Source organism: Dechloromonas sp. TW-R-39-2 (assembly GCF_016864195.1).
Classification (GTDB): Bacteria; Pseudomonadota; Gammaproteobacteria; order Burkholderiales; family Rhodocyclaceae; genus Azonexus.
Window position 1 is genome coordinate 1,367,170 of the sequence record NZ_CP045202.1, and the last position, 17,990, is coordinate 1,385,159.

General features: G+C 57.7%; 22 protein-coding genes. 4 read left to right on the forward strand and 18 right to left on the reverse strand.

The window, feature by feature from the left end:
• Window positions 1-32 precede the first annotated feature (32 nt).
• The 6 genes from GBK02_RS06505 to GBK02_RS06530 all read right to left on the reverse strand — a co-directional run bounded on the left by GBK02_RS06505 (window position 33) and on the right by GBK02_RS06530 (window position 2,955).
• Window positions 33-179 carry a hypothetical protein gene (locus tag GBK02_RS06505; protein ID WP_203468926.1) on the reverse strand — a complete coding sequence of 49 codons (147 nt, stop codon included), beginning with the start codon at window positions 177-179 and terminating at the stop codon, window positions 33-35.
• Window positions 180-304: 125 nt separating this feature from the next.
• A complete protein-coding gene (locus tag GBK02_RS06510) occupies window positions 305-799 on the reverse strand; it encodes a DoxX family protein (protein ID WP_203468927.1) in 495 nt (164 codons plus the stop codon).
• Window positions 796-1,539, reverse strand: coding sequence for a DUF2063 domain-containing protein (locus GBK02_RS06515; protein WP_203468928.1), 744 nt, complete (start codon window positions 1,537-1,539; stop codon window positions 796-798). Before GBK02_RS06515 ends, GBK02_RS06510 begins: the two co-directional genes overlap by 4 nt.
• Window positions 1,526-2,362, reverse strand: a complete 837-nt coding sequence (locus GBK02_RS06520; protein WP_203468929.1) for a DUF692 domain-containing protein — start codon at window positions 2,360-2,362, stop codon at window positions 1,526-1,528. Before GBK02_RS06520 ends, GBK02_RS06515 begins: the two co-directional genes overlap by 14 nt.
• Before the next feature lie 68 nt (window positions 2,363-2,430).
• The gene (locus GBK02_RS06525; protein WP_203468930.1) at window positions 2,431-2,742 is read right to left on the reverse strand and encodes a hypothetical protein; all 312 of its coding nucleotides are present in this window, start codon (window positions 2,740-2,742) and stop codon (window positions 2,431-2,433) included.
• Between the two features lie 33 nt (window positions 2,743-2,775).
• A complete protein-coding gene (locus GBK02_RS06530; protein WP_203468931.1) occupies window positions 2,776-2,955 on the reverse strand; it encodes a zf-HC2 domain-containing protein in 180 nt (59 codons plus the stop codon).
• Window positions 2,956-3,074: 119 nt separating this feature from the next.
• Between GBK02_RS06530 and GBK02_RS06535 the strand changes: the two genes are divergently transcribed.
• Window positions 3,075-3,644: a sigma-70 family RNA polymerase sigma factor gene (locus GBK02_RS06535; RefSeq protein ID WP_203468932.1), complete on the forward strand. Its 570-nt coding sequence runs from the start codon at window positions 3,075-3,077 to the stop codon at window positions 3,642-3,644.
• Window positions 3,645-3,671: 27 nt separating this feature from the next.
• On the opposite strand, the gene GBK02_RS06540 is transcribed toward GBK02_RS06535, so the two are convergent.
• The 4 genes from GBK02_RS06540 to GBK02_RS06555 all read right to left on the reverse strand — a co-directional run bounded on the left by GBK02_RS06540 (window position 3,672) and on the right by GBK02_RS06555 (window position 8,317).
• Window positions 3,672-5,558 carry a methyl-accepting chemotaxis protein gene (locus tag GBK02_RS06540; protein WP_203468933.1) on the reverse strand — a complete coding sequence of 629 codons (1,887 nt, stop codon included), beginning with the start codon at window positions 5,556-5,558 and terminating at the stop codon, window positions 3,672-3,674.
• A gap of 196 nt (window positions 5,559-5,754) precedes the next feature.
• The gene (locus GBK02_RS06545; protein WP_203468934.1) at window positions 5,755-5,934 is read right to left on the reverse strand and encodes a hypothetical protein; all 180 of its coding nucleotides are present in this window, start codon (window positions 5,932-5,934) and stop codon (window positions 5,755-5,757) included.
• A 255-nt stretch (window positions 5,935-6,189) separates the two neighbouring features.
• Window positions 6,190-7,626 carry an ATP-binding protein gene (locus tag GBK02_RS06550; protein WP_203468935.1) on the reverse strand — a complete coding sequence of 479 codons (1,437 nt, stop codon included), beginning with the start codon at window positions 7,624-7,626 and terminating at the stop codon, window positions 6,190-6,192.
• Window positions 7,613-8,317 (reverse strand): winged helix-turn-helix domain-containing protein, encoded by a 705-nt coding sequence (locus GBK02_RS06555; protein ID WP_203468936.1) that lies wholly within the window; start codon window positions 8,315-8,317, stop codon window positions 7,613-7,615. The genes GBK02_RS06550 and GBK02_RS06555 overlap by 14 nt, the downstream gene beginning before the upstream one ends.
• A 122-nt stretch (window positions 8,318-8,439) precedes the next feature.
• Here GBK02_RS06555 and GBK02_RS06560 point away from each other — a divergent pair, with 122 nt between their 5' ends.
• A complete protein-coding gene (locus GBK02_RS06560; RefSeq protein ID WP_203468937.1) occupies window positions 8,440-8,934 on the forward strand; it encodes a disulfide bond formation protein B in 495 nt (164 codons plus the stop codon).
• 77 nt (window positions 8,935-9,011) lie between these two features.
• Here the strand turns inward: GBK02_RS06560 and rpmG are convergent, their stop codons facing one another.
• From rpmG to radC, 3 genes are all read right to left on the reverse strand, one after another.
• Complete coding sequence (rpmG, locus tag GBK02_RS06565; protein WP_066883653.1) at window positions 9,012-9,179, reverse strand: 50S ribosomal protein L33; 168 nt, start codon at window positions 9,177-9,179, stop codon at window positions 9,012-9,014.
• A gap of 19 nt (window positions 9,180-9,198) precedes the next feature.
• Window positions 9,199-9,432 (reverse strand): 50S ribosomal protein L28, encoded by a 234-nt coding sequence (rpmB, locus tag GBK02_RS06570; protein ID WP_203468938.1) that lies wholly within the window; start codon window positions 9,430-9,432, stop codon window positions 9,199-9,201.
• A gap of 84 nt (window positions 9,433-9,516) precedes the next feature.
• Window positions 9,517-10,197 (reverse strand): DNA repair protein RadC, encoded by a 681-nt coding sequence (radC, locus tag GBK02_RS06575; RefSeq protein ID WP_203468939.1) that lies wholly within the window; start codon window positions 10,195-10,197, stop codon window positions 9,517-9,519.
• Window positions 10,198-10,244: 47 nt separating this feature from the next.
• Here radC and coaBC point away from each other — a divergent pair, with 47 nt between their 5' ends.
• The gene (coaBC, locus tag GBK02_RS06580) at window positions 10,245-11,435 is read left to right on the forward strand and encodes a bifunctional phosphopantothenoylcysteine decarboxylase/phosphopantothenate--cysteine ligase CoaBC (protein WP_203469317.1); all 1,191 of its coding nucleotides are present in this window, start codon (window positions 10,245-10,247) and stop codon (window positions 11,433-11,435) included.
• On the forward strand, window positions 11,435-11,884 hold the full coding sequence (dut, locus tag GBK02_RS06585; protein WP_203468940.1) for a dUTP diphosphatase: 450 nt from the start codon (window positions 11,435-11,437) through the stop codon (window positions 11,882-11,884). Before coaBC ends, dut begins: the two co-directional genes overlap by 1 nt.
• Window positions 11,885-11,931: 47 nt before the next feature.
• Here dut and GBK02_RS06590 read toward each other — a convergent pair whose 3' ends face one another.
• The 5 genes from GBK02_RS06590 to aceK all read right to left on the reverse strand — a co-directional run bounded on the left by GBK02_RS06590 (window position 11,932) and on the right by aceK (window position 17,840).
• The gene (locus GBK02_RS06590; RefSeq protein WP_203468941.1) at window positions 11,932-13,161 is read right to left on the reverse strand and encodes a methyl-accepting chemotaxis protein; all 1,230 of its coding nucleotides are present in this window, start codon (window positions 13,159-13,161) and stop codon (window positions 11,932-11,934) included.
• Window positions 13,162-13,219: 58 nt separating this feature from the next.
• Window positions 13,220-14,590 (reverse strand): NAD(P)(+) transhydrogenase (Re/Si-specific) subunit beta, encoded by a 1,371-nt coding sequence (locus GBK02_RS06595; RefSeq protein WP_203469318.1) that lies wholly within the window; start codon window positions 14,588-14,590, stop codon window positions 13,220-13,222.
• Window positions 14,590-14,874: an NAD(P) transhydrogenase subunit alpha gene (locus tag GBK02_RS06600; protein ID WP_203469319.1), complete on the reverse strand. Its 285-nt coding sequence runs from the start codon at window positions 14,872-14,874 to the stop codon at window positions 14,590-14,592. The genes GBK02_RS06595 and GBK02_RS06600 overlap by 1 nt, the downstream gene beginning before the upstream one ends.
• Entirely contained in the window at window positions 14,874-16,001 is a 1,128-nt protein-coding gene (locus GBK02_RS06605) for an NAD(P) transhydrogenase subunit alpha (RefSeq protein WP_203468942.1), read from the reverse strand. Before GBK02_RS06605 ends, GBK02_RS06600 begins: the two co-directional genes overlap by 1 nt.
• A 66-nt stretch (window positions 16,002-16,067) precedes the next feature.
• Window positions 16,068-17,840, reverse strand: coding sequence for a bifunctional isocitrate dehydrogenase kinase/phosphatase (gene aceK / locus GBK02_RS06610; protein WP_203469320.1), 1,773 nt, complete (start codon window positions 17,838-17,840; stop codon window positions 16,068-16,070).
• Window positions 17,841-17,990 lie beyond the last annotated feature (150 nt).

Here is a 17,990-nt window from a genome sequence, read left to right on the forward strand (position 1 = left end):
TCCGCCATCGGTTCAGGGAGAGGGGGCGTGGCTCAGGCAATCGGCATCAGGCTGCGCTCAAACGCCCGGATCGCCCTTTCCTTGCGCTGCCGGTTGATGGAACGTGCCGCCTGCGCGACACGCTGACCGAGTTTGTCCAGTTTCAGAAACTTGCGAACCTTGTTGCGGGTCTTTTCCATGATTTCTCCTTCAGTGTTTGAGGGTGAAATCACTGTAGCGAACCGGGCAGCCGGCGTCTGTTCTGCTTGTGGATGGGCTTTGTAACCTTGACTGACGGTTGTTTCTGGTTTGTAGCCGCTTTGTTTCACGACTTGAGCCAGCGTCGGCGCAGGTAGTGGTCAAGCGATAGTTTCCCCGGCCCGCCAAGAATCAGGGGCAACAGCATGCCGAGAAAGAGGACCGGGAGCTTGAAATTGCCAAAGCCTTGGTCGGTAAATCCATAACCCTGCATCAGTTGGCTCAAGGTCGCCCAGCTATCCGGCCAGTGCACGCTGGCAATCGCGACGAGCGTCAGGACGAATAGCGAGATCGAGAAAAAGCGGGTGGCCAGCCCGATGACCAGGGCCAGCCCGCCGAGCAGTTCGAACCAGGTGGCCATCTGCCAGCTGATCTCCGGCGGAATCAGGTTGAACGGGGGGGGGAAACGTTCCTGGATGTCCATGAACCAGTTTTCACCGGTGAGTTTTTCCAGGCCCGATTCGAAGAAATCCCAGCCGAGCAGGATGCGCAGGCTGAGCATGGCAAGCCATAGTCCGAGCCAGTCAAGGGCGGAAAAACTACGAGCGAGCATGGTTTTCATGATTTTGTTCCCAGGATGATGCCTTGCTCACGCAATTGGCTGAGCATGGCGTGGCCGTGGCTGACCAATGCTTCGGGGGCCGGATGGTGCAACTCTGAGGCAATGTGCAGGCAGGCGGCACGACCGTTCAGTCCGCGCTCGCCAACCAGCTTGAGCAGGCGCGAGGTGACCGGGGTGCTGGCGACAAACCGGACCTTGTCCTCTCGGTCGCGAAAAACCAGCAACTGGCTGGGTTGGATCTTGCGCGGCCTGTAGTTCGGGCCGATCAGGTGCACCGGCCACTGGTAATCCAGGTTCATCAGCGTCGGATTGAGCAGCGGCTGGCCGATCAGCAGATTGCCGGCCGGATCGTGCGGCGGAATCGGGCGATCCATGATGTCGACCGCAAGCTCCACCCATTCGTAATGGGCCAGCTCGGTGAACCACGCCGGAAGCGGCTGGCGAATTTCTGCTGCTTGCAGATAGCGGACAAATTCCTGCGGAATTTCTCGAAACCAGGGGGTATGGCTGGGCCAGTCGCGGAAGAAGTTGCGGTTCAGGCGGCGCCAGCGTTGTTCGCCGAGCGTGGCGCGACATACAGGAAAACATTGATCAAGAAAGCCGCAGATATTGGTGAACAGCAACTCGTTGTAGATCGCCATCCGGCGGGCCGGGATGCCGGCCGGGCGCGGGCTGCGCCGCGGGTCGCGCAGATGGCGGCCGAGGGCGCGCTGGAACGTTTGAAAGTCAGGTGTGCTCATTTTTGGCCCCGGCTTGCAGGCGTGCGATGTGGGCGACTTCCGCGGTCAACGTCGCCAAATCGTTGATATTGAAATCGCGTTCGAGGCAGGTGGGAACCACGCCGGTGCGCTGATACGCTGTTTCCAGTAGTTGCCAGACCGGGTCGATGACCGTGGCGCCATGTGTGTCGACGAGCAATCCATCGGGTTCGACGTAATGGCCGGCAACATGGATGTAGCAGGTTTTTTCGAGCGGCAGGGCGGCCATGAATGTGGCCGGATCAAAACTGAAATTCCGGCTATTGACGTAAATGTTATTCACGTCGAGATGCAGCAGGCAGTCCGCTTCGTGCACGATGCGGCTGATGAATTCCGGCTCGCTCATCTCGGCGCCGGGCGGTGAAAAATAGTACGAGGCATTTTCGATGCCGATCTGCATCTCGAGAATGTCCTGCGTTTGTTTGATGCGGTCGACCGTCCATCGAACGGCTTTTTCCGTCATCGGAATCGGCAGCAGATCGTAGAGATGGCTGTCGTCGGTGCACCAGGAAAGATGCTCGGTGTACAGCGTCATGCCGTGTTCGTTCATGAAACGCCGGATCTGTTGCAACAGCTTGATGTCGAGCGGGGCAATGCCGCCGAGCGAGAGCGACAGCCCATGGCAGGCAAAGGCGTGGCGCTCGGTAAAGTAGCGCAAGTCCTTGGCGGATTTGCCCCCCATGCCGGCCCAGTTTTCCGGTGCCAGTTCAAAGAAGCCGATTTCCTCGGGGACGTGAGTCTTCAGCGCGTCGATCAGTTCACGGCGAAAGCCGAGACCGGCGCCGCCGAGCGGGCGGTGTGTCATGAATTGCTCCTGGCCAGTGGGGGGCGGCGGTCAGGTCCGTAGCCTGCACCGCCAGCCTGATGCTGCAATTACTTCTTGTCAGCCCCGCACTTGGCTTCGCCGCATTTGCCATCCTTCTTCTTGTCGGCTTTTGTGTCGGCACCACATTTCGCTTCACCGCACTTGCCGTCTTTTTTCTTTTCAGCCGCTTTCTTGTCAGCCCCGCACTTGGCTTCGCCACACTTGCCATCCTTGCCTTTGGTGTCGGCCTGGGCCAGTTGGTAGCCGGCCTCCAGTCGGGTCGCGCCGAACGGATTGTCTGCGGCGTGAGCAACCGGGCTCAGGGTGGCGGCGGCAAAGGCGGAGCCGATGGCGAGGGAAAGGATGTGCTTGGTTTTCATGATTTATCTCCGTTGTGGTCGAGGTGAGGTGGATCAATCCTGATGATTGATCCAGGCTCCCGTTGCCTTGCGCAGGAACTGAAATTGTTTTTCGGTCAGTCGACAGCTTGCGCAATACGCCAGATGAAACCGAAACTGAATGCGTTCCCAGAAGCTGAGTTTGCGTTCGAGTTGTAGTGACGCCAGACGGGTTGCTTCCTTGCAACTGATCATTTCTGTTCCTGTGGGTGCAACGCAGGCGGGGTGCCTGTTCGATTAGTCGGAGCGATGCCAAAAACCTTACAAATATTTTTACAGTATTATCGGCCACCTCTTCATGGCTGTCCCTCGAAATGAAAACAGACCCTTTGCTCGACCCGGAGTTTCTCGGCAGCCTGCGTCGTGACATGGTCCGTTTTGCCGATCTTCAACTGCGCAACAAGGCGCAGGCAGAAGATGCCGTGCAGGAGGCGTTGACCGCAGCATTCCAGGGACGCGAGAAATTTGCTTCAAAAGCATCGCTGCGCACCTGGGTGCTGGCCATCCTCAAAAACAAGATTGTCGACACCCTGCGCCAGCGCGTGCGCGACGATGTCATGGTCGACGCCGAAAACGACAGCGATTTGAATGCCTATTTCGATGATCGCGAACATTGGGCCGAAGATACGCGTCCATCAAGCTGGGCTACGCCGGATCAGTCGATGGAAAACAAGCGCTTCTGGGAAGTTTTCGAGACGTGCCTGTATCGCTTGCCGGAAGCCAGCGCCCGTATTTTCACGATGCGTGAGGTGATGGGCTTCGATACCGACGAAATCTGCCAGACGCTGGGCATCACCAACAGCAACTGCTGGGTCCAGCTGCACCGCGCACGGCTCGCGCTGCGTGCCTGCCTGGGGGGTAACTGGTTCGGTGAAGCTGCCTGAGGGCAGCCTCACCGAATGGCGCATGCCCTAAAGCCTGAAGCCGGCCAGTAGCTGACGCGTGTCGCCTGCGGTACGAGCCAGTTGGGCCAGTTCCTGGCGGGCGATCTGGATCGCTTCATCCTCGGCCATGACCCGGTTGTTGATGTGCTCGGTGGTCTGCGCCATGGCCGTGGTCGCCCCGCGCTGCTCATTGGTCGACAAGGCAATATCGCCGACCCGCTCGACGGCCTCGTGGATTTTCTGCTCGATTTCGGTGATCCGGCTGGCTGCTTCGCGCGACATGTCGACGCCGCGGCGAACGGTTTCCACGGTGGCCGTCATTGTCTTGCCGGCTTGCGACGTTTCGTTGCGGACGGCATCGATCATCCCGGCAATTTCCACGGTGGCCTTGGCCGTGCCTTCGGCCAGCTTCCGTACCTCGTCGGCCACCACGGCAAAGCCGCGGCCTTGTTCGCCGGCCCGTGCTGCTTCGATAGCGGCATTCAGCGCCAGCAGATTGGTCTGGTCGGCGATGCCCTTGATCACATTGACGATGCCGTGAATTTCCTGCGAGCGGGAATCCAGGCTGTGCAGGATGCTCGACATTTCTTCAACCTGGGATACCGAGCGTTCGGCATCCGTCGATACCGCCGCGATTTCTGCAACACTGGCGCGTGACAGGCTGCCTGTATCGCGCATCATGCGATCGACATCTTCGGCATTGTCGGCAATGTGCGACACAGCGACGGTAATCTGTTCGATCGATGCCGCATTGGCGCTGGCCGTTTCGGAAAGGTGCATCGATTCATTGGCAATCGTGTCGATGACTTGATTGAGCCGCTGCACACCTTCGGCCAGGCTGTTGGCTTCGGTGCGGAAGGAGGCGAACATCTGGCCGAGTTGTTCGAGGAAGCGGTTGAAGGCGCTGGCCGTTTCGCCGATTTCATCCTTGCTGTCGATCTGCAGGCGAACCGTCAGGTCACCGCCACCCTTGGCGATGTCTTGCATCCGGTCGCGAATCTGGCGTAAGCCAGAGAGCATCCGGCTGGTGATCGTGCCAGCCAGTAATGCGGCAACCGCGACGACGACAAGCAGTGCGCCGGCCAGCGTGACAAGCAGGCGGTTGAGCGGCTCAAGCACAATTTTCTTTGACAGCGAAACGCCGAGCACCCAGTCGCTGTTCTTTACAGGTGTCAGAAACTGGAAACGCTCTTCGCCTTCGCGGATGATACTGAACAGCTTGCCTTCTTCCACCGCCTTGGCCTGGCGCTCCGGGGTTAGTTCCGGGGCAATGCTCGATACTGGTTTGAGAATCGCATCCTTGTTCGGGTGCACAAGCACCGTCCCGTCTTTGTGCAGGATGTAGGCATATCCTTCGCCTGGCAGGCGCACCGAGAGGATTTCCTTGGCAACCTGGGCAATCGACATGTCATTGGCCACGACGCCCTTGGTTTTGCCATCTTCCTGAACGACTGCGGCCAGGGAAAGAATCAGGCTGCCGGTAAAGGCATCGACATAAGGTTTGGAGACAAAGACCGACTTGGGGCCGATTTTTTCAGCGCCCTGGTACCACGGCCGTTGTGTCGGGTCATAGCCGGCCGGGACGTTCTGCGGTTTGGAAAACACCATGCGCTTGTCGGGCGAGCCGGCATAGACCAGGTCGAATCCACCTGCTTCGGCGTAACGGGCAAAGATTTCCGGGGCATCGTTGCGTCCGACCACCGGGCGCAGTGAAGCGATCATTGCCGAACGTGTTGCCAGCCATTCGCTGACCGCAAAGGCGTAGCCATTACTTGAACTGCGCGCTTCGTTTTCGATGTCTTCAAGCAGTAGACCGCGAAGTTGTTGGTAAAACAGTATGCCAAGCGATAGCACGGTGCCGACGAGCAGTACCATCAAAAAGGCCAGCAAGCGAGATTGCAAGGAGCGAAACATGGTGTGTCTCCCCATGAGGTTTGATTGGGTTGCCCCTTGGCGGGGCATATTGTCCTTGGATTATCACCCACTTTTGTTACTGTTGATACATTATTGCTGCTTGTAATATTTGGGCAAAAAAAACCCCGCCTCAAGGGCGGGGTAACAGGGAGTTTCTCGAACGGGGGAGTTTCGAGAGGAGGGTAAATCTGTTCCTTCAGTCGCGACGGCGTTTCTTCAGCCAGTGGCGGGTTGCAACAATGACGGCACCTGTGGCGACTGCGGCAGCAATGGCTTTCAGCGGTTCGGCCTGACCTTCGGCGAGCCAGTCAAAACCGGCGACACCAATGAAAACACCGAGGCTTTCATTGATCGGCAGGTTGTCGGCAAAAGCCATTAGCGGATTGACCGGGTCGGGATGCTGGCCAGCATCGGCTGCGTCGGCATCAGTTCAAAGAAGTAGCTGCGGGCTGCGGCAAGAAATTGCTTGATATTCGTTTCGGTCATTTTGAGTTTCTCCTCTTTACGGGCTTGCTGTTGATCCATGCATCGCATTCTAGAGATGCATGGTCAAGCTGTCTGTTGCGCAAGCGTGGGCTGGAGGTAACAGCCAATGATCGTCTGTGACGCTTTGTAACGGCTGTCAAGGCCGTTACTGGCAGGCTTTCCAGCTCAGGGTGAAACGTGCGCCGCCTTGCGGCGAAGCGCCGGCGATGGCCGTTCCGCCATGGAGTTCAAGGACGCGGCGAGTGATTGCCAGGCCCAGGCCGTAACCGCCGGTCGAGCGGTCGCGCGAACGATCGAGTCGCGTGAAGGCGGAGAATATGTGCTCGCGCTCTTCGGGCGGAATGCCAATCCCGTCATCATCGACGTGGATGAGAATCTGCTCGGCCAGTATTTCCGCGCTGACCCGGATTTCCTTGCTGGCATACTTGAAGGCATTGCGCAGCAGATTGCGCAGTGCATAGGGCATGGCCTTCCGGTCGAGGTCGACGCAAAGCTTTTCCGGCAATTCCGAGGTGTCGACCGTGATATCGAGGTTGCGGCCGAGCAGGCGAACGGCATCGACTTCCGCGACCAGCCAGCTGGCAAACTGGACGCTGGAGAAGTGCGGCTCGGGGGCTTCGCGCTCGAAGCGGGCATAGGTCAGGCTGGTATCGATCAGGTGGTCGAGTTCTTCGAGATCACCTTCCATCATCGCCCACAGGCGTTCGCGTTCGGCCAGCTCATCCGTTTCGGTCAGCATTTCGAGCGCAAAGCGCATGCGTGCAATCGGGGTGCGCAATTCGTGTGAAATCCCGCAGGCAAGCTCGCGATGGGTGGCCAGCAGTTGCTGGACGCGCTCCGCCATGTTGTTCATGGTGTCGGAGAGTGGGGCGAACAATTGGCTGCGAGCCGCTGGAGAGCGCGCTTCGAAGTTGCCGTCTCCCAGGTCGCGTGCCGTTTGGCGCAGTGCTTCGAGATCGCGCCAGACGGGGCGAACCCAGAACCACAGTGCGATACCGAAAATCAGCCCGGTCAAGCTCCAGGTCAGCAGGCGCAGGCGCAATTCGAGCGGCAATCTGTCTTTCAGTTCCGGGTTGCGGTTCGAGGCCAGCGGGCCGACGACTAGTACCTGACTGCTGGTGCCGAGGCGGTGGTACATGATGTCGCCATCGTGGTCGATTGCGATATCTCCGGAGTCAAGCTTGTCGACTTGTGTCGGCGTCAGCGTCCGGTCGAGACTGATGCGTTCGACAATGCCGAGCTTGTAGGAGAATTTTTCGTCCAGTTCGCGAATCTTGCGCGGCCAGGTGCTGCGTGGCTGGCGAAACAGTTCATCTTCAATCAGGGTGATCGTGCCGCGCATGAAGCGACGCGCGTAGTCATCGGTAATGCCGCGCTGGGCGGTCGAGATGACAAAGTCGGCAGTGAAGGCGATGGCGACGAACGAGCCCATCGCCAGCAGGTAGAAATTGAAAAACAGTTTCGACAGGCTATAGCGGCCACCGCGCCAGCGCGGCAGGGTGACGCGGAAGAGCGAGCGGGCCAGGCCCTGGTTGTGTTCTTTCTCGCCCTTGGTCCGACCGGGGAGATCAGTTCCAGTCATGCTTGCTGAACAGATAGCCCTTGCCGCGCACGGTCTTGATCCGGGTCGGATTTTCCGGATCGTCATTGAGCTTTTTGCGCAGACGGGAAATCCGGGCATCGATCGAACGATCCAGGCCGTCAAAACCAATGCCGCGAAGTTCCTGCAGCAAATCGTCGCGCGACAGCACATTGCCGGCATGTGAGGCGAGCAGCCAGAGCAGGTCGAATTCTGCTGTCGTCAGATCGATTGTTTCACCGCTCAGTGCTGCGGTACGGGTTGCCTGGCTGATTCTGAATTGCCCGAAAACCATCTGCTCGGCATCCGTGCTGCCGCCTTCGGCCGGAGCAGGCAGTCGACGCAGCAATGCCTTGATACGGGCGAGCAGGACGCGTGGCTGAACCGGTTTCGCGATGTAGTCGTCAGCGCCCATTTCAAGGCCGAGAATTTGGTCGAAATCTTCGTCGCGCGCAGTCAGCATGAGAATGACGCCGCGGTAATGCGGGCGTACGGCGCGGCATACTTCGAAGCCATCCTTGCCGGGCAGCATGACATCAAGGATGACCAGATCCGGCTGTTCGTTCAGGATGCGAGCTTCGGCAGTGTCGCCGCGTGGCTCGATGCTGACTTGCAGGTCGTTCTTGGTCAGGTATTCGGCAGTCAGTTCGGCCAGGCGTTCGTCGTCTTCGACGAGAAGGATGCGTGTATTCATGTGCCAATCTTAACGAGGCGCGGCCTGCCGGTCCACTTTGTCGCGGTCGACCTGCTGGGCAGCCTGTTTTTCGGTGGCTTGCCTTAGAATGCCCGGACTCGATTTCAATCTGGACACTCCGCATGATTTTTTCAAAAGTTCCCTTGCGTGCCTGGTTTGCGACATTGTCGCTGGGCTGTTTCGGTCTGGTCGCTTTCGGCATGCAGTTGCAGGCCTTGTTGCGTCTGTCGCCATGCCCGATGTGCATTTTCCAGCGTTTGCTTTACCTGGTGATTGGTGTGCTGGCATTGCTCGGTTTTGTCTTGCCCGCCGCTCATCCTCTCTGGCTTGTGCTCGTTGCCGGGTTTGCCCTGCTAGGTGCCGGGGTGGCTGCACAGCAAAGCTGGATGCAGGCTTTTCCCGAGTTGGCGACCGAGTGCGGTTTTACCGATCCCACTTTGCTTGAACGTCTGGTCGACATGCTTGGCATGCAGTGGCCATCTCTTTTCCTGGCAACCGGTTTCTGCACCAGTAAGGAATGGGTATTCCTCGGGCTTTCGATGGCCAACTGGTCATTCTTTGTCTTTGCCGGAATCGCTGCCTACGCTGTCATTCTGTTGCGTCGGAAGTGGCGCTGAGCGAATGCGGTAATTTCCCGGCCAGAAAAAACAAAACCCGCCAGAGGCGGGTTTGTCGAAAGCTGGAGGGAGGCTGATTACTTCAGCTTCACTTCCTTGTAAGCAACGTGCTTGCGGGCCTTCGGGTCATACTTCATCATTTCCAGTTTTTCAGGCGTAGTACGCTTGTTCTTGGAAGTGGTGTAGAAGTGACCGGTACCTGCCGTGGATTCAAGCTTGATCTTTTCGCGACCGCCTTTAGCCATTTTATTTATCCTTCCTTAATCAAACTTCGCCGCGTGCGCGCAGGTCGGCGAGGACGGAGTCGATACCGTTCTTGTCGATCATACGCAGGCCGGCGTTGGATACACGCAGGCGCACGAAGCGGTTTTCAGATTCGACCCAGAAACGACGATACTGCAGATTCGGCAGGAAGCGGCGTTTCGTTCTATTGTTGGCGTGGGAAACCTTGTTCCCAACCATCGGGGCTTTTCCCGTTACTTGGCAGACTCGCGCCATGATTGGTGCTCCAGAATTCGCTAGAAGAAAGCCCGCGATTTTAACGAATAAACCCTGTTTGTTTCAAGCTATTTTTGCGTATTGTTAGATAAGTCCACGTTCGGCGAATGAAATCGGGGCCTGATTTCCGGCCACGATGAAGTGGTCGAGAAGTTTGATATCGACCATGGCAAGGGCGTCTTTGAGGTTTTTGGTGAGTAATTCGTCGGCTCTCGATGGCTCGGCGACGCCCGATGGATGGTTGTGGGCCAGAATGACGGCTGCCGCATTGTGGGCGAGGGCAGTCTTGACCACTTCACGTGGATAGACGCTGGTTTGCGTCAGGCTGCCGGTAAATAATTCGTCGGCTCTTAGTAGACGATTTTGCGCATCGAGCCAGAGCGCCATGAAAACCTCGTGTTGCCGGTTGGCCAGTTTCAGACGCAACCAGTCGCGAACCTGTCCAGGAGAGGAGAAACTGTCGCGTTTGACCATTTCCTGCGTGAGCGCCCGCCGGGTCAACTCAAAGCTTGCCTTGAGTTGGACGGCCTTGGCGATTCCGATGCCGGAGACACTGGATAGTTGCGCAGGCGTTGCTTCGGCCAGTGCATTCAGATTGCCGTCAAAACGCAGCAGCAAATCACGCGCCAGATCGACGGCACTTTTGCCGCGGACGCCAACCCGCAAATAGATAGCCAGCAACTCCGCATCCGACAGGGCTTCGGGGCCATGTGAAAGCAGGCGCTCCCGTGGGCGTTCGCCGGCCGGCCAATCGGTGATTGCCATGCTAATTCCAGTAGAATGGTCAGGCTATCATTCTAGTGTTAATGACAATGGAATTAAAGGGAAAAAGTATCGTTCTCGGTGTGACGGGCGGGATTGCCGCCTACAAGGCAGCCGAACTGGTTCGTCTTTTACGTAAACAAGGTGCTGATGTTCAGGTGGCGATGACGGAGGGTGCGACGCATTTCGTGACCCAGACGACCTTCCAGGCGCTTTCCGGCAAACCGGTCTTTACGGATCAATGGGATGCGCGGATGCCGAATGCGATGGCGCATATTGATTTGTCGCGCCAGGCCGACTGCATTCTTGTCGCCCCGGCATCGGCCGATTTTCTGGCTCGTGCCGTGCAGGGGCAGGCCGACGACCTGCTGGCCACCATGGTGCTGGCCCGCGATTGCCCATTGCTGGTTGCGCCGGCGATGAATCGCCAGATGTGGGAAAACCCGGCAACCCGGCGCAATGTGGCCCAATTGTCGGCCGATGGGGTGAGCATTCTTGGTCCGGACAGTGGCGAACAGGCGTGTGGCGAGGTTGGTGCGGGCCGAATGATGGAGCCTGAAGAGATTGTCGAGTCGATGATTGCCTTCTTTGCTGCAAAGGTGCTGGCCGGGAAAAAGGTCCTGCTGACCGCCGGGCCGACTTTCGAAGCCATCGATCCTGTGCGCGGCATTACCAATCTGTCTTCCGGACGCATGGGATACGCACTTGCTCGTGCTGCACGCCAGGCGGGGGCTGAAGTGACCTTGGTTTCGGGACCGGTTGGTTTTGCCGCTCCGCAGGGTGTCGACCGCATCAATGTGCGGAGTGCGCTCGATATGCATCGCGCCGTCATGGCGCATGCCGGCACGGCCGATATCTTTATTGCCGTGGCGGCGGTTGCTGATTATCGCGTCGCTAACTCGGCCGAGCACAAGCTCAAGAAGGATAGTGGCGGAATCCCGCCGATCGAGCTGATCGAGAATCCGGATATCCTGGCGGAAGTGGCGGCCTTGCCGGATGGCCCGTTCTGCGTTGGCTTCGCAGCGGAAAGTCGTAATCTGGAGGAGTACGCCCAGACCAAGCGGCGCAAGAAGAAGATTCCGCTGATTGCCGGCAATCTGATTCAGGATGGCTTTGGCGGTGACGACAATCGGCTGGTTTTGTTCGATGATGCCGGGGTTCATCCTCTGGCGCCGGCTCCCAAATCAGTGCTGGCCCGCCAGTTGATCCAACACATTGCTCATTTGACAGGAAATAACTGATGCACCGTATCGATGTAAAAATTCTCGATGATCGTTTGCGCGACAACCCACCGCAATACGCCACGCCGGGTTCTGCCGGCCTCGACCTGCGAGCCTGCGTTGACGCACCGCTTGAAATTGTTCCGGGGCAAACGATCCTGGTGCGTACCGGGATGGCCATTCATCTGGCTGATCCAGGCTTGGCGGCAATGATTCTGCCGCGTTCGGGCTTGGGCCATAAACACGGTATCGTGTTGGGTAATCTGGTCGGTCTGATCGACAGCGATTACCAGGGGGAATTGATGGTTTCGATGTGGAATCGCGGCAGCGATGCATTCACGCTCAATCCGCTTGATCGTATCGCCCAGCTGGTGGTTGTCCCTGTCCTGCAGGTTGGCTTCAATATCGTCGATGAGTTCGATGCCAGCAAGCGCGGAGAGGGTGGCTTTGGCAGTACCGGCAAGTCCTGAAATTCGACTGTTGCCGAAAAAGCGCCGTTCAGGCGCTTTTTTTATGTCTAGAAAAGTTCGATATCGCCATCGTTGCTGCTACCGGAGGCTGCGGCAGAACTGCCTCCCGAACGAATGGCATCGGTTTTGACATGCGAGTTGACCAGCAACTCAACCAGGCGCTGGCTGCGCGTACGGAAACGCTGCAATCCGTCCGTCTGGTTTTGGTCGTCGTGCAGGCTGAGGAAGGCGTGCATGTACTCGCCGACATTCAGAGTGCGCTGGCTGATACGGGACATCATCTGGGTGACGATGTCCTCGAACTGCATGGCCATCACCCCTTCCTGGGTCAGGTGATGCATTTGTTCGGTGACTTCGGTGATGTGCTGGGAGTGTTCGCGAGCCTTGCCGGTCAATTCCATCAATTCATTGCCGAGATCACGCAACATGGCTTGGGATTTGTCGGCGATGCTCATGTCCATCTGGCTGGCTTCGGTAATCTGCGTGCCTACATCGTGCAGCGAACCGAGAATATCTGCCAATGCCTTGCGGATGTCAGTATTGAAGTCGCCGGTTCGGGCGGCGAGATTACGGACTTCATCGGCCACGACGGCAAAACCGCGGCCGGCTTCTCCGGCGCGGGCTGCTTCGATGGCGGCATTGAGCGCGAGCAGGTCGGTCTGTTTGGTAATCCCGGCCACATCGTTGAGCATCGTGTTGATCAGCGAGACCTGGTTCTGCATTTGCTCGAAGCTGCTGGCAATGCCCAGGCTGGTCGTCCGGAGTTGAACCATCTTGCGGACGAATTCGCCGATCAGTGCGTTGGTTTCGTCGAAGAAGCGCTGCAGTCCGGCTTGTTCCTGAATATGGCTATTTTCGGAGCCCGTCATCTGCAGCATTTCGTCGATCAGTGAGCGCAGGATCTGGCGCTGGTCGGATGATTGCGATTCCAGGCCGGTCAGGCTGCCGGAAAGTTTGCTGACCGAGGCCCTGATAATTTCCTGCGCATCGACCATTTCTCTTTCGAGCGAGGAGAACTGCATCTCGGCATGGGCCATCGCATCGCTTGATAGCGTGTGATATTCGGACATGACCTTGTCGAGTTCGGCAATGTATCTTTGCTGTTTTGTTTTCCAGCGCTTGCGCTCTCCGAAAGAAAGCAGGACTGCGCCCGCCAGCGTCGCCGCAACGAGGAGAAACAAATGGGGCGAAACGCCGCCGCCGGTTTGTGACCATCCCCAGATTGCCAGGCAGAGCGCTGTTGCAATCCAGATCAGCAGGTCGTCGATTCGTTTCATTCGTTGTTTTCCGAAAGCAGCCGATAGGCCGCCATTGTAAGGCGGCTATCGGTTATTTTTAGCCCATTGTTTTGAGGTGCTGGATGATTTCGCCAGCCATTGGCTGCGCATCGCCATAGAGCATCCGGCAGTTGTCGGTATAAAACAAGGCATTTTCGACACCGGAGTAACCGGTACCCTTGCCGCGCTTGATCACGATGACATTTTGGGCCTGGTCGGCATTCAGGATCGGCATGCCGTAAATTGGACTTGATTTGTCGGTGCGCGCACTCGGATTGACCACATCGTTGGCGCCGATGATCAATGCAACGTCAGCCTGACCAAATTCACCGTTGATTTCCTCAAGGTCGAAAATCTTGTCGTAAGGCACGCCGGCTTCGGCCAGCAGTACGTTCATGTGGCCCGGCATGCGGCCGGCGACTGGATGGATGGCAAATTTCACTTCGACCCCGGCTTCTTCCAGGATCGAGGTCATTTCCCAGACCTTGTGCTGGGCGTGGGCGACTGCCATGCCATAGCCCGGCACGATGATGACCTTGCTGGCGTAGCGCATCATGGCGGCTGCATCGATCGCGCCGACTTCCTTCATCGTTCCGGCAATCGCTTCGCCGCCACCGCTGGCCACCATCGGGGTGAACAGGATGTTGGAAATCGGACGATTCATCGCCTTGGCCATCAGCTGGGTGAGCAGCGTTCCGGCCGCTCCGACGACGATGCCGGCGATGATCAGCGCCGGATTGCCCAGGACGTAGCCTTCAAAGCCGACTGCCAGGCCGGTAAAAGCGTTGAACAGGGAAATCACGACCGGCATGTCGGCGCCGCCGATCGGCAGGGTGACGATCAAGCCAAGGACCAGTGCGACGATGAAAAAGCCGTAAATCAGCTCGGGATTGGCTGGCGCCAACATGACCATGGCGATGCCCAGCGCAACGGAAATACCGGCCAGAACGACGTTGACCGCATTTTGTGCCGGCAGCCGGTAAGCTTTCTTGAGCACACCTTGTAGTTTTGCCCAGGCAACGCAGGAGCCGGTAAAGGACACCGCGCCGATCAATGCGCCGATAACGGCAAGGATGATCGTGACCAGGCTGTGTGTTTCGCCGCGGGCGAATTCGATCGCCGCGATGGCGGCAGCGGCACCGCCACCCATGCCGTTATAAATGGCAACCATCTGCGGCATGTCGGTCATCTTGACCCGCTTGCCCGAGATCCAGGCAGCAGCAGAGCCAATGACCAGCGCCAATGCCATCAAGGCGATGTTTTTCAGGCCGGGGATGAGGAATGTACCGGCAATCGCAATCAGCATGCCGTAACCGGCCCAGACGATCCCCTTGCGGGCGCTGGCCGGGGAACTCATACCCTTGAGGCCGAGAATGAAGAGCAGTGCGCCGAGAAACCAGGCGCCTTGAACGTAGGCGGGCAAGTTCATCATGCACCTTCCTTTTTCTTGAACATGGCCAGCATGCGTTCCGTAACCACATAGCCACCGGCCGCATTGGCTGCGCCGAGGGCGACGGCGAAGAAGCCGATGGCTTGTTCGACAACCGTTTCAGCCGAGCCGAGCGCGATCATCGCCCCGACCACGACGACACCGTGAATGAAGTTGGAGCCGGACATCAACGGCGTGTGCAGGATGACCGGTACCTTGGCGATGATCTCGTAGCCGGTAAAAGCCGCGAGCATGAAAATATATAAAGCGAGCAAACCGTCCATCATGCGTCTCCCATGACCTGTTTCACGGTGGCATGCACCGTTGCGCCATCCTTGCACAACAAGGTGCCGGCAACGACTTCGTCGCTCCAGTCGAACTGGAGGCTGCTGTCCTTGATCCACGGCGAGAGGAAGTTGTAGAGATTCTTCGCGTACAGCTCGGAAGCATGCGTCGGCATGCGTGACGGCAAATTGAGCGGGCCATGGATGTTCACATCATTGGCAACGACATGTTCGCCCGGCTGGGTCAGTGCGCAATTGCCGCCCGATTCAGCGGCCATATCGACAATGATCGCCCCGTATTTCATGCGTTTGATCATGTCGACCGTGATAATCACCGGCGCTTTCTTGCCGGGAATCGCGGCTGTCGTGATGACGACATCCGACATGGCGACGGCCTTGGCTAGTTTTTCTGCCTGCGCCGCTTTTTCTTCCGGGGTCAGTTCCCGGGCGTAACCGCCAGCGCCATCGGCCGAGACACCGGTGTCCACGAATTTGGCGCCGAGCGACTCGATTTGCTCCTTGGCGGCAGCGCGGACATCGTAGGCTTCAACCATGGCACCAAGACGCTTGCAGGTGGCAATCGCCTGTAAACCGGCCACCCCGGCGCCGATGACGAGTACGCGGGCTGGGCGGATGGTGCCGGCAGCGGTGGTCAGCATCGGGAAAAACTTGGTGCACCGGGCGGCGGCAATCAGTCCGCACTGGTAGCCGGCGCAGGAGCCTTGCGAGGAAAGCGCATCCATGCTCTGGGCGCGCGAAATGCGTGGCAGGAGTTCAAGTGCGAAAGCGGTGATTTTCCGGGCGTTGAGTGCAGCTAGCCGGGCCTTGTCCTCGAAAGGCTTGAGCAGGCCAATCAGCACCGCTCCTTCGGGTATGGCGTTGATTTCCTCGGTCGACGGTGGCGTAACGCGCAAAATCAGTTGTGCCGTGCCATAGGCTTCGGCAATGCCGTTCACCATGCTGACATCGGTGTAGTCGGGGTCGAGCAGGTGGCTGTCGGTACCGGCGCTTTGCTCCATGCGCAGGCTGGCGCCGAGCGCGGCAAATTTTTTGGCGGTTTCGGGAACGAGGGCGACCCGGTGTTCGCCGGGCGCGCGCTCCCGCGCAACCGCAATGGTTAACGGCATGGCTGTTTCTCCAGAGAGGTGGGCTTGATGCCCTTGTTATTTGATTAGTAGGTAAAACGGTCGTACTTAGCTCGCATCGGGCTTGCCGTGACGAAAACGAATTTCCTCAGGGTAGGGGAAAAAGTCTTCAACATGCCCTTGGCGAATTTTTTGTTGTGCAGTTTGCCAGAAAGTCGGGGTCAAGAGGTCGGCATGATGTTTGCGAAAAATTTTTCGCAGCACCGGCGAGGCGAGCAGGAAGGTGCTGAACTCTTCCGGAAAGACATCGTTCCTGGCGACCGGATACCAGACCTCGCCCGACATTTCGGTTTCATAGTCCGGTGCCGGCGGGATTTTCCGGAAATTACAGTCAGTCATGTACTCGATTTCATCGTAGTCGTAGAACACGACGCGGCCGTAGCGTGTCACGCCAAAATTTTTCCATAGCATGTCGCCGGGAAAAATGTTGGCCAGCGCCATTTCACGGATGGCACTGCCGTATTCCTTGATGGCATGCTCCAGTCCGTCGATGTTGTTGCTGCGCTCCATCCGGTCGAGGTGGATGTTGAGTGGTTCCATGCGGCGTTCGATATAGAGGTGCTTGATGATCAGCTGGTCGCCATCTATCTCGTAGCAGTCAGGCGCCAGGGTTTCCAGTTCGTTGAGTACTTCCTGGGCGAAGCGGTCGCGTGGGAACATCACGTTGGAAAACTCCAGCGTGTCGGCCATCCGACCGACGCGGTCGACTTGCTTGACCATCATGAATTTCTTTTTGACCGTTGCCCGGTCCATGTTTTTCGAGCTGCCGAAAACATCCTTGATCAACTTGAACACATAAGGGTAGGAGGGCAGCGTGAAAACCAGCATGACCAGGCCCCGGATGCCGGGGGCCATGATGAATTTGTCTTCCGAGTGATGCAGGTGGTAGATGAAGTCGCGGAAAAACATGGTTTTTCCCTGCTTGCCGAGGCCGAGCATGATGTAAATCTCGGAGCGTGGCTTGTTGGGCAGGATTGAGCGCAGAAACTGGACGTAGCCCGAGGGAACTTCCATGTCGACCATGAAATAGGCGCGCGACAGCGAAAACAGCAGGCCGATGCGCCAGGCATCGAGCAGCACGGTGTCAAGATAGAGTTGTCCGCTTTCATCGTGCAGGACGGCAATCGCAAACGGGTATTCAACTGGACCGTTGATGGCTTTGCCGATGATGTAGGCCGCCTTGTTGCGATAAAAGGCCGAGGCCAGCACTTGTATCTGGAAATTTACCTCACGCTGCGGCATGCCTTTCAAAAAGCGGCGAGTCGCGTGGTAAACGTGGTCGACATCGCGCTCAAGATCGGCAAATGGACGCAGCCAGTCAAAGTCTGCGACGATGTGGCGGATCGTGCCGCGCAAGCCATCTTCCCTGGCGTAATAGCTACGGTAGGTCGGCGGGCCATCCGCTTCGATATTCTCGGTCGACACGGTTGGACGAACGAAAATGAAATCGTTGTGGAAGTAATGGCGATGGAGAATCTTCGTCGTGACCGAATTGAAGAAGGTTTCGGCCAGCTCGGGCTGTTTGTGGTTGAGCAGCAGCCCGATGTAGAGCAATTTGATTTGTTGCCAGGTCGGCTGGTCGATCTGGCTGGCATCGAAATCACGGTGCAGCCGCTCGACACATTCGTCGACGCGGTCGTCGTAGAACCGGATGCGCTCCTTGACCGCTGTGTGGACGGCCAGCCAGTCCGCATTTTCAAAGCGGGTTTTGGCTTCCCGGCTGGCGGCACGAAACAGCGTGTAATGCTTGTTGAAGCCCTGAATCAAGGCCAAGGCGATCTGGTGGGCATTCGTGCCGTAGAGGCCGACCGAAATCTTCATCGTCATCGCTCCGAAATAGGCTTCGGATTCTAGCATTTGCCTTATGTCGCTACCGTTATGACAGCAAATCACCGATAATTGCGAGTAATCCATAATTACATTATCCGGCTGTTCTAAACGGCTTTTGCCGACACCGGTTGCCGATGATTT